This window comes from Streptomyces sp. NPDC041814 (assembly GCF_055590565.1).
Genome location: NZ_JBVJAM010000008.1, coordinates 47,111 through 63,099, shown reverse-complemented (window position 1 = coordinate 63,099; position 15,989 = coordinate 47,111). Strand labels below are relative to the sequence as shown.

Genomic DNA, 15,989 nt, shown 5'->3' with positions numbered 1-15,989 from the left:
GGCGCGGCGGATCTACCGAGGGGACAGGATGAGCGGGAGCAGCCCGGCCGCGCGGTTGCAGGAGCTGTTCGAGGGGCGCCGGCTCACGCCCACACAGCGGCGCATCGCGCACTCGATGGTGCGCAGGGCCGGAGACGCCCCGTTCCTCTCCAGTGTCGAGCTGGCCGAGCTGGCCGGGGTGAGCCAGCCGTCCGTCACCCGGTTCGCCGTCGCGCTCGGCTTCGACGGCTACCCCGCGCTGCGCAAGCACCTGCGCGAGGTCGCCCCGGCCGGGGCGGAGGCGGACGAGGGCGACGAGACGTACAACGAGTACCAGCAGGCGGTGCTCGGGGAGATCGAGAACCTGCGCCACCTGGCCGAACTCCTCGCCGACCCGGGCCCCGTCGAGCGGGCGGGCCGGCTGCTCGCCGCGTCCCGCCCGCTGCCGGTGCTCGGGCTGCGCGCGGCGTCCTCGCAGGCGCGCGGGTTCGGGTATTTCGCGGCGAAGGTGCACCCGGACGTCCGGGTGCTCGACGAGGGCGGCAGCATGCTGCACGACCGCATCGACGCCGCCCGGCGGGCCGGGGCGACCGCGCTGATCTGCTTCGCGCTGCCCCGCCACCCGCGCGAGGTCGTGGACGCCCTGGCGTACGCACGCGGCCGGGGGCTGACCGTGGTGTCGGTGGCCGACTCCGCGTTCGCGCCGGTGGCCCACCACAGCGACCTGCTCATCCCGGCCGCCGTCGGCACCGGCCTCGCCTTCGACACCGCCTGCGCCCCGATGCTGCTGGGCCGGGTCCTCCTGGAGGCCATGTGCGACGACCTCCCCGACGCCCAGGCCCGCCTGGAGGAGTTCGACGCGGGGGCGGCGGCGCGGGGGCTGTTCGTGGAGTAGGGCGCGCCCCGGTCCGGCCACTCCAGCGCGTCCGGCGGTTGACAACCGAACCGTGTGCCCGGGACCGGGGCACGGGCGGAGCCGGGCGGCCCGGCCCCGCGCCCCGGCGGCGGAGCCGCCCGCTCACACCTCCAGATCGGCCTCGATCCTCTTCAGCTGGTGGCGGGCCATCGCCAGGTTCGCGCGGCCGGAGTCAAGGACCAGGTAGAGGAACAGGCCGTTGTTGCCGCGGGCCTTGAGGAGGCGGATCAGGTGGTACTGGGTGCCCAGGGTGATCAGGATGTCCTCGATCTCGTCCTTGATGCCCAGGTGCTCCATGGTGCGCAGCTTGGCGCGGACGACGTCGGTGTTGCCGGCCGCCGCGACCTCCAGGTTGAAGTCCTTGCCGCCCCCGAGGGTGCCCAGGGCCATGCCGCTCGTGTAGTCGACGAGGGCGACACCGGTGGTGCCCTCGATGGACGACATCGCTTCCTTCAGTGACGCTTCGGTGTTCGCCATGAGTGGTGCTCCCTTTCTCTGACCGGCCACTGCGGCCGGTTCCGTTGTGTGGTGCGGGTGGTGACGGTGGGGGCTCAGGTCGGGCGCTGCGGGAGGGCGCCCGGCTGTTGCGGGGCGCGGGGCGCGGGGGCCGGCTGCGGGGCCCGGGCCAGGGCGCGGTCGATCAGTTCGCCGATACGGGTGCCGGCCCGGCGGCCCTCCAGATGGAGGCGGCCGACGTTGATCCGGTCCTCGGCGAGCAGGGTCAGGACGGCCTGGGACCCCGCCGCGTAGGTCGCGATGTAGCCCGTCTCGCCGCGCACGAGCAGTTCGCGGAAGCCGTTCCGCCCGGTCGCCTCGGTCATCCGGATCGCGACGCCGAGCGCGGCGGCGGTGAGCGCGGCGACCCCCTCGGCCTCCACGCCCGGGGTGTCGTGCGCCAGGACGAGCCCGTCGGTGCTGGCCGCCAGCGCGCCGGAGAGGAGCGGGACCCGTGCTCGTAACCGCTGGAGCTCGGCGAGGACGTCCTGCGCTTCGGCTTCGGGCACCATCAGCTGTCTCCTTCCGGCACGCTGTCTGAGCGCGCGTATCACAGGGCCTCCAATGCGTCTCGGAGCCGGCGCAGCAGGGCGACGTCGGGGTCGGCCGTGACCTCCGGAAAGGCGACCCGGCCCGGGTCCGGGGCGCCCGGGGCCGCCGCTGGGACCGGCTCCACCAGACCGGCCGCCGCAAGCCGCCGCAGGTCGACCAGGACGTGGAACGCGGACCTGCCGAGCTCCTGCGCGATGTCGGTGGCCGTCAGCACTCCGTCCACGCGCTCCAGCACGCGGCGCCGGCCGACCGGCACGGGCGCGTCGGACGGGCGGCCCGTCCGCACCGCCGGGGCCGTGTCCACCGCCGCGTCCGGCCAGATCCGGTCCAGCAGTTCACGGCGCCGCAGGGTCTCGCGCTGCACGGCGTCCACGGGGACCGGCCGCACGGGGCCGATCCAGTGCGCGACCCCGTACCGGAAGCGCGCGGGGGTCTGGGTCGGCGCCAGGGCGAAGAACGCCGCGTCGTACAGGGCGCCGAGGTGGCACAGCTCCAGCGCGCCGCCCGGCACCCGGCCGCTGTCCACGAGATGCCGGCCGACCCGCTGCCCGGCCCCCGCCTCGGCGACCGCGTCCCACCAGCCCTCGCGGCGCAGAGCACCGCCCCGGGTCAGCAGGACGTCGATCCCGGGGGTCGCGGGGGACTCGGCGTGGACGACCTTGCCGTCGGCGAGGTAGAGGGTGCCCCGGTCGCGCATCAGGGCACCGGTGGCCCGTTCGGCGGCGAGCCGCTGGAGCATCGGGGAGAGCACGGGGGCGGCGGTCTCGTCCGCGAGGGCGGCGGCGGTCACGCGAGGACCAGTCGCTCGGCGATCTCGCCGAGGCGAATCCGGGCCAGCGCGAGATTGCCCTCGGCGCGGTCCAGCCACAGGTGGAGGAAGACGCTGCTGTCGAAGTCCGTCTCCACGAACCGGAGGATGTGGTACCCGGCGCGGGTGGTGACGATGACGTCCTCGACCGGGGGAGCGCTGCCGTCCCCGGCCGCCGCCGGCTCCGGCGAGCCGAGGGCGAAGGCGGGCTGTTCGGCCGCCATCCGCGCCACCTCCGCCGTCTCCGCCGCGGTGGCCTCGTGGTCGCCGTTGGGCGAGTCGCCGACGGTGCCGAGGGCCAGACCGCTCGTCCAGTCGACAACGGCGGCGCCCCTGGCACCGGGCAGTCTCATGACGTCGAGCAGGCACTCGTCGATTCCGGGCACGCGGATTCCCCTCCGACACGGTGTTCGGCTGTGACCCAGAGGTTACGCATCGTGCTCTCTCCTGGTGGAGGTTCTGGCATTTTCCATCGGTACATGCGGGTGGTTGGTGGAGAATGCCCCGCCACGCGCGGCTTCTGACGTGCCGGTGAGTCCCGCGGCCCCGCCTGTTGACTGGACGTATTCACCGGCTCAAGATGTGAATAGAAAAATCACAGTCGCGAGGAGGCACCGCCATGTCAGGACCCCGCCCCGTACGGGCGCCGCGCGGTACGGAACTGACCGCCCTGGGATGGCAGCAGGAAGCCGCCCTGCGGATGCTCCAGAACAACCTCGACCCCGAGGTCGCCGAGCACCCCGACAAGCTCGTCGTCTACGGCGGCACCGGCAAGGCGGCCCGCGACTGGCGCTCCTTCGACGCGATGGTCCGTACGCTGCGCACGCTCAAGCAGGACGAGACGATGCTCGTCCAGTCCGGGCGGCCCGTCGGCGTCATGCAGACGCACGAGTGGGCGCCGCGCGTCCTGATCGCCAACTCCAACCTGGTCGGCGACTGGGCGAACTGGGAGGAGTTCCGGCGCCTGGAGGCGCTCGGGCTCACCATGTACGGCCAGATGACCGCCGGTTCCTGGATCTACATCGGCACCCAGGGCATCCTCCAGGGCACGTACGAGACCTTCGCCGCCGTCGCCGCGAAGAAGTTCGGCGGGACGCTGGCCGGCACGATCACCCTGACCGCCGGGCTCGGCGGCATGGGCGGCGCCCAGCCGCTCGCCGTGACCATGAACGACGGCGTCGCGATCTGTATCGACTGCGACCCGCGCGCCATCGAGCGCCGCATCGAGCACCGCTACCTGGACGTGAAGGCGGACTCCCTGGAGCACGCGCTCCAGCTCGCCGTCGAGGCCCGGGACGCCCGCCGCCCGCTCTCCATCGGCCTCCTGGGCAACGCGGCGGAGCTGCTGCCCCGGATGCTCGCCGAGGGCGCCCCCGTCGACATCGTCACCGACCAGACCAGCGCCCACGACCCGCTGGCCTACCTCCCGGCCGGTGTCGACTTCGATGACATGGCCTCGTACGCCGCCGAGAAGCCCGCCGACTTCACCAGCCGCGCCCGCGAGTCGATGGCCCGGCACGTCGAGGCGATGGTCGGCTTCATGGACGCCGGCGCGGAGGTCTTCGACTACGGCAACTCGATCCGGGGCGAGGCGCAGCTCGCCGGGTACGAGCGGGCCTTCGACTTCCCCGGCTTCGTACCGGCGTACATCCGGCCGCTGTTCTGCGAGGGGAAGGGCCCGTTCCGCTGGGCCGCCCTGTCCGGCGAGGCGTCCGACATCCACAAGACGGACAAGGCGCTGCTCGAACTCTTCCCGGAGAACGAGTCCCTGCACCGCTGGATCAGGATGGCCGGCGAGCGCGTCCACTTCCAGGGCCTGCCCGCCCGCATCTGCTGGCTCGGCTACGGCGAACGCGACCGGGCCGGCGAGCGCTTCAACGACATGGTGGCGAGCGGCGAACTCGCGGCGCCGCTGGCGATCGGCCGCGACCACCTGGACTGCGGGTCCGTCGCCTCCCCGTACCGCGAGACCGAGGCCATGCTCGACGGCTCCGACGCGATCGCCGACTGGCCGCTGCTGAACGCCATGGTCAACGTGGCGTCGGGCGCCTCCTGGGTCTCCCTCCACCACGGCGGCGGGGTCGGCATGGGCCGGTCCATCCACGCCGGACAGGTGACCGTCGCGGACGGCACGCCGCTGGCCGGCGAGAAGATCCGCCGGGTCCTGACCAACGACCCGGGCATGGGCGTGATCCGGCACGTCGACGCCGGGTACGACATCGCGGAGTCCGTGGCGGCGGACAAGGGCGTGCGGGTGCCGATGGAGGAGGGCGCGTGACGCTCTCGCAGCCCGGCTTCCAGACCATGTGGGCCGAGCTGGCCCCCATCGGGCTGCACGCCGCGAGCGGCGGATACCGGCGGTACGCCTGGACCGGGGCCGATTCCGACTGCCGGGAGTGGTTCCGGGCGCAGGCCGGGGCGCGGGGGCTGACCCTGGAGGTCGACCGGAACGGCAACCAGTGGGCCTGGCTCGGGGACCCGCTCGCCGGGGACGCCGTCGTCACCGGCTCGCACCTCGACTCGGTGCCCGACGGCGGAGCCTTCGACGGGCCGCTCGGCGTCGTCTCCTCGTTCGCCGCGCTCGATGAACTCCGCCACAGGGGAGTGGAGTTCACCAAGCCGCTGGCCATCACCAACTTCGGTGACGAGGAAGGCGCCCGGTTCGGCCTCGCCTGCGTCGGCTCCCGGCTGGCCGCCGGGCAGCTGACCGTCGAGGCCGCGCACCGGCTGCGCGACGCGGACGGCGTCACCCTCCCGCAGGCCATGGCCGCCGCCGGGCACGACCCCGACGCCATCGGCCCCGACCCCGAACGGCTCGCCCGGATCGGCGCGTTCGTGGAGCTCCACGTCGAGCAGGGCCGCGCCCTCGACCTCTCCGGCGACCCCGTCGGCATCGCCTCCGCGATCTGGCCGCACGGACGCTGGAGGTTCGACTTCCGGGGCGAGGCCAACCACGCGGGCACCACCCGGCTCGCCGACCGCCGGGACCCGATGCTCACGTACGCCGAGACCGTCATCGCCGCCCGGCGGGAGGCGGAACTCGCGGGCGCCCTCGCCACCTTCGGCAAGGTCGCCGTCGAGCCCAACGGGGTCAACGCCATCCCGTCCCTCGTGCGCGGCTGGCTCGACTCGCGCGCCGCCGACCAGGAAACACTGGACACGGTCGTCGCCGCCGTCGAGCGCGCCGCCCGGGAGCACGCGGAGCGGGCCGGCATCGACCTCGACGTCGTCCGCGAGTCGTTCACGCCGGTGGTCGAGTTCCGCCACGCCCTGCGCGACGAACTCGCCACCCTGCTCAAGGGCTCCGGCCGCGGCACCGGGCGCCCGGTCCCCGTGCTCGGCACCGGCGCCGGGCACGACGCGGGTATTTTGTCCGCTTCGGTCCCGACCGCCATGCTGTTCGTACGGAACCCGACCGGGATCTCGCACTCCCCGGCCGAACACGCCGCCGAGGACGACTGCGCGGCCGGGGTCACCGCACTCGCCGACGTACTGGAAGGTCTCGCGTGCCGCTGACGACGGAGGCGACGGGCACACCCGTCACCGAGACGTACTGGCTGTCCCACGCCTGGCTCGGCACCCATGTCGAGCCAGGCGTCGCCCTGGACGTGTCCGACGGGCGGATCGCCCGCGTACGCACCGGAGTGGACGCGGCGCCCCCCGGCGCCACCGCACTGCGCGGGCTGACCCTGCCCGGCCTGGCCAACGCCCACTCGCACGCCTTCCACCGCGCCCTGCGCTCCACCGTCCAGGTCGGCTCGGGCACCTTCTGGACCTGGCGCGAGACCATGTACCAGGTCGCGTCCCGGCTCACGCCCGACAGCTACTACGCGCTCGCCCGCGCCGTGTACGCGGAGATGGCGCTCGCCGGGATCACCGCGGTCGGCGAATTCCACTATCTGCACCACGCGCCCGGCGGCACGCCCTACGACAACCCCAACGCCATGGGCGAGGCGCTGATCGCGGCCGCCCGCGCGGCCGGCATCCGGATCACCCTGCTCGACACCGCCTACCTCTCCGCCGGATTCGGCTCCGGGCCCGACGACTACCGCGAACCCGACCGGCACCAGGCCCGCTTCAGCGACGGGACCGCCGACGCCTGGGCCGAACGCGCCGCCCTCCTCAAGGGCGACGACCACACGGTCATCGGCGCCGCCGTCCACTCCGTGCGGGCGGTCCCGGCCGGGCAGCTCTCCACCGTCGCCCGCTGGGCCGAGGAGCGGCAGGCTCCCCTGCACGTCCACCTCTCCGAGCAGACGGCCGAGAACGACGCCTGCCTCGCCGCCCACGGGCGCACCCCGGCCCGGCTCCTGGCCGACCACGGCGTCCTCGGGCTCCGCACCACCGGCGTCCACAACACCCACCTCACCGACGAGGACATCGCCCTCATCGGCTCGACCGGCACCGGCACCTGCATGTGCCCGACCACCGAACGCGATCTCGCCGACGGCATCGGCCCCGCGGCCGCCCTCCAGCACGCCGGCTCCCCGCTCTCGCTCGGCAGCGACAGCCACGCGGTGATCGACCTCTTCGAGGAGGCCCGCGCGATGGAGCTCAACGAGCGCCTGCGCACCCGCAGGCGCGGCCACTGGACGGCCGCCGCCCTGCTGCGCGCCGCCTCCGTCGACGGCCATGCCGCGCTCGGCCGGCCCGGAGCGGGCGTCCTCGAACCCGGCGCTCCGGCCGACCTGGTGACGATCGCGCTCGACTCCGTCAGAACAGCGGGCCCAGTGCCGCGGCTGGCAGCGGAGACCGCCGTATTCGCCGCCTCCGCGGCGGACGTCCGCCACACCGTGGTAGCGGGGCGCCACCTCGTACGCGACGGGCGGCACACGCTGGTGGACGACGTCCCGCAAGCACTCGCGCAGGCCATCGGCGCGCTGCGGCCCTGAGAGGTGCCTTGCCGATCACCAGGGCGCCCCCCAGCGGCATCCCGGCGAACACCCCCCGGCTCCCACGCAAGGAGAGCAGTCCCCCGATGACGACGACCGCCATCACCCACATCTCCGCACTGGTCACCAACGACCCCTCCCTCGGCGACGAGTCCCCCCTCGGGCTGATCCAGGACGCCGCCGTCGTCATCGAGGGCGACCGCGTCGTGTGGACCGGTGCTTCCAGCAAAGCACCCGCCACTGACAACGCCGTCGACGCGGGCGGCCGGGCCGTGATTCCCGGCTTCGTGGACTCCCACTCCCACCTGGTCTTCGCGGGCGACCGCACCCAGGAGTTCAACGCCCGGATGTCCGGCCGCCCCTACAGCGCGGGCGGCATCCGCACCACTGTCGCCGCCACCCGTGCCGCCACCGACGAGGAGCTCTCCGCCAACGTCGCCCGCTACCTCGCCGAGGCGCTGCGTCAGGGCACCACCACCTTCGAGACCAAGTCCGGCTACGGCCTCACCGTCGAGGACGAGGCCCGCGCCCTGCGCATCGCCGCCCGCCACACCGACGAGGTCACCTTCCTCGGCGCCCACATCGTCTCCCCGGACTACGCCGACGACCCCGCCGGATACGTGGACCTGGTCACCGGGCCGATGCTCGACGCCTGCGCCCCGTACGCCCGCTGGATCGACGTCTTCTGCGAGCGCGGCGCCTTCGACGGCGACCAGGCGCGGGCGATCCTCACCGCGGGCCGCGCCCGGGGCCTGCACCCCCGGGTCCACGCCAACCAGCTCGGCCACGGGCCCGGCGTCCAGCTGGCCGTGGAGCTCGACGCCGCGTCCGCCGACCACTGCACCCACCTCACCGACGCGGACGTCGACGCCCTGGCCCAGTCGGACACCGTCGCGACGCTGCTGCCCGGCGCCGAGTTCTCCACCCGCGCCACCTGGCCGGACGCCCGCCGACTGCTCGACGCGGGCGCCACCGTCGCCCTGTCCACGGACTGCAACCCGGGCTCCTCGTTCACCTCGTCCCTGCCGTTCTGCATCGCCCTCGCCGTGCGGGACATGGGCATGACCCCGGACGAGGCCCTCCGGGCCGCCACGGCGGGCGGTGCGGCGGCCCTGCGGCGCGACGACATCGGCCGCCTCGCCCCGGAGGCCCGCGCCGACCTGGTGATCCTGGACGCGCCCAGCCACGTCCACCTCGCGTACCGGCCGGGCGTGCCGCTCGTACACGAGGTGTGGCGAGCGGGCGCACGCGTGGTCTGACCCCGGAGAGCGCCCCGGAACGCGGAAGGACCTGCCCCGTCCCGGGGCAGGTCCTTTCCGGCTGTCCGCGCACACGGCGCGGGAAGCGTCTCACTCGTCCAGCGTCAGGCCCTTGCGGAGCTTGACCAGGGTGCGCGAGAGCAGTCTCGACACGTGCATCTGGGAGATGCCCAGCTCCTCGCCGATCTCCGACTGCGTCATGTTGGCGACGAAGCGGAGCGAGAGGATCTGCCGGTCGCGGCCGGGCAGCGAGGCGATGAGCGGCTTCAGGGACTCGATGTACTCGATGCCTTCGAGCCCGTGGTCCTCGTAGCCGATCCGGTCGGCCAGCGCGCCCTCGTGCTCCTCCTCCTCGGGCTTGGCGTCGAGCGAGCTCGCGGTGTACGCGTTGCTCGCGGCCATGCCCTCCACGACCTCGTCACGGCTGAGGCCGAGGCGGTCGGCGAGCTCGCCCACGGTGGGCGCCCTGTCGAGCTGCTGGGCGAGCTCGTCGCCCGCCTTGGCCAGGTCGAGCCGCAGCTCCTGCAGGCGGCGCGGTACGCGCACGGACCAGCTGGTGTCGCGGAAGAAGCGCTTGATCTCGCCGACGATGGTCGGCATCGCGAAGGTCGGGAACTCGACGCCCCGGCTGAGCTCGAAGCGGTCGATCGCCTTGATCAGGCCGATCGTGCCGACCTGGACGATGTCCTCCATCGGCTCGCTGCGGGAGCGGAAGCGGGACGCGGCGAACTTGACCAGGGCCAGGTTCAGCTCGACGAGGGTGTTGCGTACGTAGGAGTATTCCGGCGTGCCCTCTTCGAGGGTCTCCAGCCGGGCGAAGAGCGTCTTCGACAGGGCCCTGGCGTCCAGCGCCCCCACCTCGGTGTAGGGCGGGATCTCGGGAAGTCCTTCGAGTCCGTCGAGTTCTTCGGTGTGTGATTCGGTCAGTCCCTGAGGACATGCCGACGGCGCGTTGTGGGTACGCGGTACGTCGAGCCGGGGTGACATGTGGTCTCCTCCATCGTTCTCGGCATATGGCTGCCGATGCCCATACGTGTTCCTGCGGTGAAGCGGCGCCTCCGAAGCCGGTCGCGTTTTTTGGGGTCCCCCTACCCTTACCCGCTCGTCATGACTCGGTACAACCTCCAATTGCCCACCTATGTCCGCTTTGTTGAGGTCTCTGGCTACCGCGTGGCGCACGGAACGCGTACTGTTTCAAGAACATCAGTGACAGCTGTGCACGCATCCGCACGTGCGGTGATGCGGACAGTGACGAGCGGTGAAGAGGGACGGGCATGGACCGCGGGACGGTCGGCAGTGCGAACCGGGGTCGGCTTCAGGTCGAGGTCCGGACCGAGGGGCGCAGCGAGGTGGTGACGCCCGTGGGTGAGCTCGATCACCACACGGCGGATCTGCTGCGCGAGCCGCTGGAGAGCGCGGTCGAACAGGGGCGTGCGCGCCTGGTGGTCGACTGCTCGCGACTCGACTTCTGTGATTCCACCGGGCTGAACGTGCTGCTCGGTGCCCGCCTGAAGGCGGAGGCAGCCGGGGGAGGGGTTCATTTGGCCGCGATGCAGCCCGTGGTGGCGCGGGTCTTCGAGATCACGGGGGCCGAGGCGGTATTCACCGTCCACGCCTCCCTCGCCGAGGCCCTGGAGACCTGACCCCGCCGCGCTCCGGCTCCTCCGCCGCCGCGTGGGTTACGCGATCCGCGAAGCGGTAAGGGGTGTCGTCGCGGTTCGGCCGGGCAGGAGATCTTCCGGCGAGCCCGGGCGGTCCGGGCCTCCGGGCCTGTGCGGTTCCTGTATCAGTGTCCGTACCGGTATGCGTATCGATCTGTGTAGTCGTATCTGTTCAATGGTTCGTGTCCGTCCAAGGGCGACATGGTGAATCGGTGAGGTGAAGCGCTGATGAGCACCACCCGGCAGCATCCGCCGGGCGACCTCGGCCGCGAGCCGGAGGGCGCGGGCGTTTCCTCCGCCGAGCCCGTCCGGCCGGCCGAGGGCGCCGAGCGGCAGTGGCGCACGCTGTCGTTGCGGGAGGCCACCGGCATCGTGCCGACGGCCCGTGATTTCGCCCGCCAGGCGCTCCAGGACTGGGGCTGGCTCCCCGCGTCGAGTGCCGACCGCCGCGCCGCCGCGGAGGACGTCCTGCTGGTCGTCTCCGAGCTGGTCACCAACGCGTGCCTGCACGCGGGCGGTCCCGACGAGCTCAGGATCGCCCGCAGCGCCAAGGCGCTCCGCGTGGAGGTCGCCGACGGCGGTGCGGGCCAGCCCGCGCCACGCACCCCGCACCGGGCCGGGCGGCCCGGCGGCCACGGCATGTTCATCGTGCAGCGGCTCTGCCTGGACTGGGGAGTCGTACGGGTGCCGGGCGAGCCCGGCAAGACCGTGTGGGCGGAGCTGGCCGCTCCGGCGTAACGGCGTCCCGGGCCACCAGGCAAACGGAAGGGGCCGCCGCACCGATTCGTCGGTGCGGCGGCCCCTTCCGTGTTTCCGTACGGGCTACGGGATCAGCGCACGGCGCCCATGTTCTGGGAGACCTTCTTGCGGTACATCCAGATGCCCACACCGGCGATGACCGCGAGGACCGCCTCGAAGGCGACCGCTCCCGTGGTGTCCAGGTCGACCCCGATCGCCGGGGCCGTCAGCAGACCGGTCAGGGAGTCGCCGGCGGTGACCGCGAGGAACCACACGCCCATCATCTGCGAGCTGTACTTCGCCGGGGCCATCTTCGTGGTCACCGACAGGCCGACCGGCGAGAGGCACAGCTCCGCGACGGTCTGGATGAAGTAGATCGCCACGAGCCACATGGGGCTGACCCGGCCGCCGTTGTTGGCGGTGTCGATCAGCGGGATCAGGAAGACGACGAACGAGATGCCGATCAGCACGAGGCTGGAGGCGAACTTGACGGCGGTGCTCGGCTCCTTGCCGCGCTTGTTCAGCCACAGCCAGCCCGAGGCGACCACGGGGGCGATCGCCATGATGAAGATCGGGTTCAGCGACTGGTACCAGGATGTCGGGAAGTCGAAGCCCAGCAGGTGGTTCGTGGTCGAGTTCTCGCCGAAGATCGACAGGGTCGAGCCGTTCTGGTCGTAGATCATCCAGAAGACGGCGGCGACCACGAAGAACCAGATGTAGCCCGACAGCTTGGACTGCTCGGTCGACGTCAGCTCCTTGTCGCGCTTCATGCGCACCAGGACCGCGACCGGAATGACCAGACCGGCGATGCTCAGCGGCACCGTGGCCCAGTCGGCGAAGTTGCCCGTGACGGCCATCAGGCCGTACACGACGGCCGCGACCGCCAGCCAGATCAGGCCCTTGCGCAGGGCGGACCGCTTCTCCTGCTCGGTGGCGGGCGTCGAGACGACGTCGCTCTGCGGGCTCAGGTGGCGGGTGCCGAGCATGAACTGGGCGAGGCCCAGGGCCATGCCGAGCGCCGCGAGCGCGAAGCCGAAGTGCCAGTTGACGTTCTCGCCGACGGTGCCGATGGTCAGCGGGGCGAGGAAGGCGCCCACGTTGATGCCGATGTAGAAGAGCGTGAAGCCACCGTCGCGGCGCGGGTCCTCCGGGCCGTCGTAGAGGTGGCCGACCATCGTGGAGATGTTCGCCTTCAGCAGCCCGGAACCGAGTGCCACGAGCACCAGGCCCGCGAAGAAGGTCACCGAGTTCGGCACCGCGAGCGTGATGTGGCCGAGGATGACGACGGCGCCGCCGATGGCGACCGTCTTGCGCGGCCCCCAGAAGCGGTCGGCCATCCAGCCGCCGGGCATGGCGAGCAGGTAGACCATCGCCATGTAGACCGAGTAGATCGCCGTCGCCGTGGTGGCATTCATGTGCATGCCGCCGGGCGCGATCAGGTACAGCGGGAGCAGCGCCTTCATGCCGTAGAAGCTGTAACGCTCCCACATCTCGGTCATGAAGAGCGTGGCCAGGCCCCGGGGGTGGCCGAAGAAGGTCTTCTCGCCACCAGCGGTGCTCGACGGGTCCTTCGTCAGGCTGGACGCCATGATCGATCCTTGTGTGCTCGGGACGCGACGCCTCGTGGAGGCGGGTACGCGCCCGGTGGGGGGAGGCCGGCACCGCCGCGGGTACGCCCTTCCGCGACGGGATCCACACCCGGAGCGCCGTCATCGGCGGTCCGGGCCCGGCCCACAGGTCATTCACTGAACTTCCGGGCCGGCGGGTACCGGCCCCGCACACAAAAGAGACCCTCGGTGCTCAGAGCTGCCCAAGGGTCCTTGAGTAGTGCAATAGGCGTTGAGACACCATACGACACGACAGAGCCCGATATGAAACGACTTGAGACATGGATCACAGGTCCAGGTGCAACCACACTCGCATATTCGAAGGTCTTCCCCGTAACGGCACCCAGTCCCGCAGGGCTTCCGGATCGCCTCCCTGGCTGTCCGCCGCGCGGACTACCATCAGTGCATGACCCGTGTACTGCTCGCCGAGGACGACGCATCCATCTCGGAGCCGCTGGCCCGCGCCCTGCGGCGGGAGGGTTACGAGGTCGAGGTGCGGGAAGACGGACCGACCGCGCTCGACGCCGGACTCCAGGGCGGCATCGACCTGGTCGTACTCGACCTCGGGCTGCCCGGGATGGACGGCCTCGAAGTCGCCCGCCGGCTGCGTGCCGAGGGTCACACCGTGCCGGTCCTGGTCCTCACCGCCCGCGCGGACGAGGTGGACACGGTCGTCGGGCTCGACGCGGGCGCCGACGACTACGTCACCAAGCCCTTCCGCCTCGCCGAGCTCCTCGCCCGGGTCCGGGCCCTGCTGCGGCGCGGCGCCACCGAGCCCGCCCCCCAGCCCGCCACGCACGGCGTCCGCATCGACGTCGAGTCGCACCGGGCCTGGATGGGCGAGGAGGAATTGCAGCTCACCGCGAAGGAGTTCGACCTCCTGCGGGTCCTCGTCCGGGACGCCGGCCGGGTCGTCACCCGCGACCAGCTGATGCGCGAGGTCTGGGACACCACGTGGTGGTCGTCCACCAAGACGCTCGACATGCACATCTCCTGGCTCCGCAAGAAGCTCGGCGACGACGCGGCCAACCCGCGCTACATCGCCACGGTCCGGGGCGTCGGCTTCCGCTTCGAGAAGAGCTAGGTCCGGTAGCGTCCCTGCCATCCGACCGATCGCCCGAGCCGACTGACGTACAGAAGCAGGCATGCGCCGACGACTGATCAATTCGACCCTCGCCGTCGTGCTCGTGGTGATCGCCGTCTTCGGCGTCTCCCTCGTCATTGTCGAGACCCGCACCATCAGCAGCAGCGCCCAGGAGAGCGTCGACTCCGAGGCCCTGCGGCTGATCAGCGTCATCGAGAGCCGGCTCCTGGGCTCCGAGCGGATCAACCCCGCGGTGCTGGCCGAGCAGATCGACGACAAGCGCTACGCCCTCGTCAAGATGCCCGGACGCGCCCCCATCGAGGTCGGCAGGCGCCCCGCCGGCCGTGTGATCACCGCCACGGAGACGGGCGAGCACGGCGAGACGGTCACCGTCGAGGAGTCCCGCTCCGCCGTCACCCGCGAGGTCGGGCGCACGCTGATGATCATCGGCGCGGTGGCGCTGCTCGCCATCGTCTCCGCCGTCCTCCTCGCCGTACGCCAGGCCAACAAGCTGGCCTCGCCGCTCACCGACCTCGCGGAGACCGCGGAACGCCTGGGCTCCGGCGACCCCCGCCCGCGCCACAAGAGGTACGGGGTGCCCGAGCTGGACCGCGTCGCCGACGTCCTGGACTCCTCGGCCGAGCGGATCGGCCGGATGCTCACCGCCGAACGCCGGCTCGCCGCCGACGCCTCCCACCAGCTGCGCACGCCCCTCACGGCCCTGTCCATGCGGATCGAGGAGATCTCGCTGACCGACGACCCGGAGACCGTGAAGGAGGAGGCGCACATCGCCCTCGCCCAGGTCGAACGGCTCACGGACGTGGTGGAGCGGCTGCTGACCAACGCCCGGGACCCCCGGACCGGCTCGGCGGTCGTCTTCGACCTGGACGAGGTCGTCAAGCAGCAGATCGAGGAGTGGCGCCCGGCCTACCGGGGCGAGGGGCGCGCCATCGTCTGCTCCGGCAAGCACGGCCTGAGCGCGGTCGGTACCCCGGGCGCGGTCGCCCAGGTCCTGGCCGCGCTGATCGAGAACTCGCTCATGCATGGCGGCGGTACGGTCGCGCTGCGCACGAGGGTGACCGGCAACCAGGCGGTCATCGAGGTCACGGACGAGGGCCCCGGCGTCCCGGCGGACCTGGGCGCCCGGATCTTCGAGCGGACCATCAGCGGCCGCAACTCCACGGGCATCGGCCTCGCGGTCGCCCGCGATCTCGCCGAGGCGGACGGCGGCCGCCTGGAGCTCCTCCAGCAGCAGCCCCCGGTCTTCGCCCTCTTCCTGAGCCGCACGACCCAGTCGAGAGAAGAACCGGAACGCCCGGTGCGGTAGCGCTGCGGGCTCAGCGACGCGCCGGATCCGCCTCGACCCGCGCCGCGGGCGCCGGCACCGTCACCAGAGCCTCTTTGTCGGCAGCGGCCTCCGGCTCCTCGGTGACCGGCGCGGGAAGCGCCTTGAAGACCCACGTCCGGTACGACCAGAAGCGGAACAGCGTCGCGACGCCGATCCCGACGATCTTGAAGACGTTGCTCTGGACCGGGGTGTCCCAGCCGAACCCGTACGTCGCCACGTACAGCACGCCGGTCTCGATCACCGCGCCCACCGCGCTGAACAGCAGGAACAGGGTCAGCTCACGGGTGCGGCCGGTCTTGTCGCGGTCGCGGTACGTCCAGTAGCGGAAGCCGACGTAATTGCAGAGGATCGCGACGAACGTGGCGAGCAGCCCGGCCCGCACGGTCGGGATCTCCGTGTAGCGCCACAGCAGGTTGGACACGGCGATGTTCACGACCAGGCCGACCGCGCCGACCACGCCGAACTTGGCGACCTCCCGGGCCAGCAGCTCCAGCCGGGCCCGCAGTGCGCCTCGCTCGCTCATGTGATCGCTAGTCCGTCCGTAGGTCCCGCTCCGTGTTCCGTCAACCCGGCCATGCTAACCAGGACACCCGCCGGACGCCTGTGCGCAAGGGAACGCGTGTGGCAGGCCCCCGCCCCCGCCCACGGGC

General features: G+C 72.1%; 16 protein-coding genes. 9 read left to right on the top strand and 7 right to left on the bottom strand.

Annotated features, from left to right (window positions below; all coding sequences use genetic code 11):
* Positions 1-28: 28 nt before the first annotated feature.
* Positions 29-874, top strand: coding sequence for a MurR/RpiR family transcriptional regulator (locus ACZ6C6_RS20800; RefSeq protein WP_469204753.1), 846 nt, complete (start codon positions 29-31; stop codon positions 872-874).
* A 123-nt stretch (positions 875-997) separates the two neighbouring features.
* Here the strand turns inward: ACZ6C6_RS20800 and ACZ6C6_RS20795 are convergent, their stop codons facing one another.
* From ACZ6C6_RS20795 to ACZ6C6_RS20780, 4 genes are all read right to left on the bottom strand, one after another.
* Positions 998-1,372 carry a hypothetical protein gene (locus tag ACZ6C6_RS20795; RefSeq protein WP_469204752.1) on the bottom strand — a complete coding sequence of 125 codons (375 nt, stop codon included), beginning with the start codon at positions 1,370-1,372 and terminating at the stop codon, positions 998-1,000.
* A gap of 74 nt (positions 1,373-1,446) precedes the next feature.
* Positions 1,447-1,902: a roadblock/LC7 domain-containing protein gene (locus tag ACZ6C6_RS20790; protein WP_469204751.1), complete on the bottom strand. Its 456-nt coding sequence runs from the start codon at positions 1,900-1,902 to the stop codon at positions 1,447-1,449.
* A gap of 38 nt (positions 1,903-1,940) precedes the next feature.
* A complete protein-coding gene (locus ACZ6C6_RS20785) occupies positions 1,941-2,681 on the bottom strand; it encodes a transcriptional regulator (RefSeq protein ID WP_469205016.1) in 741 nt (246 codons plus the stop codon).
* Positions 2,682-2,728: 47 nt separating this feature from the next.
* Positions 2,729-3,136: a hypothetical protein gene (locus ACZ6C6_RS20780; protein ID WP_469204750.1), complete on the bottom strand. Its 408-nt coding sequence runs from the start codon at positions 3,134-3,136 to the stop codon at positions 2,729-2,731.
* A gap of 233 nt (positions 3,137-3,369) precedes the next feature.
* Between ACZ6C6_RS20780 and hutU the strand changes: the two genes are divergently transcribed.
* The 4 genes from hutU (at position 3,370) to hutI (ending at position 8,901) form a co-directional block, all read left to right on the top strand.
* Positions 3,370-5,028 carry a urocanate hydratase gene (gene hutU / locus ACZ6C6_RS20775; protein ID WP_469204749.1) on the top strand — a complete coding sequence of 553 codons (1,659 nt, stop codon included), beginning with the start codon at positions 3,370-3,372 and terminating at the stop codon, positions 5,026-5,028.
* A gap of 26 nt (positions 5,029-5,054) precedes the next feature.
* Positions 5,055-6,266 carry an allantoate amidohydrolase gene (locus ACZ6C6_RS20770; RefSeq protein WP_469205015.1) on the top strand — a complete coding sequence of 404 codons (1,212 nt, stop codon included), beginning with the start codon at positions 5,055-5,057 and terminating at the stop codon, positions 6,264-6,266.
* Complete coding sequence (locus ACZ6C6_RS20765; RefSeq protein WP_469204748.1) at positions 6,257-7,642, top strand: formimidoylglutamate deiminase; 1,386 nt, start codon at positions 6,257-6,259, stop codon at positions 7,640-7,642. The genes ACZ6C6_RS20770 and ACZ6C6_RS20765 overlap by 10 nt, the downstream gene beginning before the upstream one ends.
* An 86-nt stretch (positions 7,643-7,728) precedes the next feature.
* Complete coding sequence (gene hutI, locus ACZ6C6_RS20760) at positions 7,729-8,901, top strand: imidazolonepropionase (protein ID WP_469204747.1); 1,173 nt, start codon at positions 7,729-7,731, stop codon at positions 8,899-8,901.
* Between the two features lie 90 nt (positions 8,902-8,991).
* On the opposite strand, the gene ACZ6C6_RS20755 is transcribed toward hutI, so the two are convergent.
* Positions 8,992-9,888 (bottom strand): RNA polymerase sigma factor SigF, encoded by an 897-nt coding sequence (locus ACZ6C6_RS20755; RefSeq protein WP_469204746.1) that lies wholly within the window; start codon positions 9,886-9,888, stop codon positions 8,992-8,994.
* Positions 9,889-10,175: 287 nt separating this feature from the next.
* Here ACZ6C6_RS20755 and ACZ6C6_RS20750 point away from each other — a divergent pair, with 287 nt between their 5' ends.
* Both ACZ6C6_RS20750 and ACZ6C6_RS20745 read left to right on the top strand, forming a co-directional pair.
* The gene (locus ACZ6C6_RS20750) at positions 10,176-10,544 is read left to right on the top strand and encodes an STAS domain-containing protein (protein ID WP_018104036.1); all 369 of its coding nucleotides are present in this window, start codon (positions 10,176-10,178) and stop codon (positions 10,542-10,544) included.
* Positions 10,545-10,790: 246 nt separating this feature from the next.
* Entirely contained in the window at positions 10,791-11,300 is a 510-nt protein-coding gene (locus tag ACZ6C6_RS20745) for an ATP-binding protein (RefSeq protein ID WP_469204745.1), read from the top strand.
* A gap of 92 nt (positions 11,301-11,392) precedes the next feature.
* Here ACZ6C6_RS20745 and ACZ6C6_RS20740 read toward each other — a convergent pair whose 3' ends face one another.
* On the bottom strand, positions 11,393-12,889 hold the full coding sequence (locus ACZ6C6_RS20740) for a peptide MFS transporter (RefSeq protein ID WP_469204744.1): 1,497 nt from the start codon (positions 12,887-12,889) through the stop codon (positions 11,393-11,395).
* A gap of 424 nt (positions 12,890-13,313) precedes the next feature.
* Here ACZ6C6_RS20740 and ACZ6C6_RS20735 point away from each other — a divergent pair, with 424 nt between their 5' ends.
* Positions 13,314-13,991 carry a response regulator transcription factor gene (locus ACZ6C6_RS20735; RefSeq protein ID WP_018104033.1) on the top strand — a complete coding sequence of 226 codons (678 nt, stop codon included), beginning with the start codon at positions 13,314-13,316 and terminating at the stop codon, positions 13,989-13,991.
* Between the two features lie 61 nt (positions 13,992-14,052).
* Complete coding sequence (locus tag ACZ6C6_RS20730) at positions 14,053-15,318, top strand: ATP-binding protein (RefSeq protein ID WP_469204743.1); 1,266 nt, start codon at positions 14,053-14,055, stop codon at positions 15,316-15,318.
* A gap of 10 nt (positions 15,319-15,328) precedes the next feature.
* Here ACZ6C6_RS20730 and ACZ6C6_RS20725 read toward each other — a convergent pair whose 3' ends face one another.
* Complete coding sequence (locus ACZ6C6_RS20725) at positions 15,329-15,862, bottom strand: GtrA family protein (RefSeq protein ID WP_469204742.1); 534 nt, start codon at positions 15,860-15,862, stop codon at positions 15,329-15,331.
* Positions 15,863-15,989: the final 127 nt, after the last annotated feature.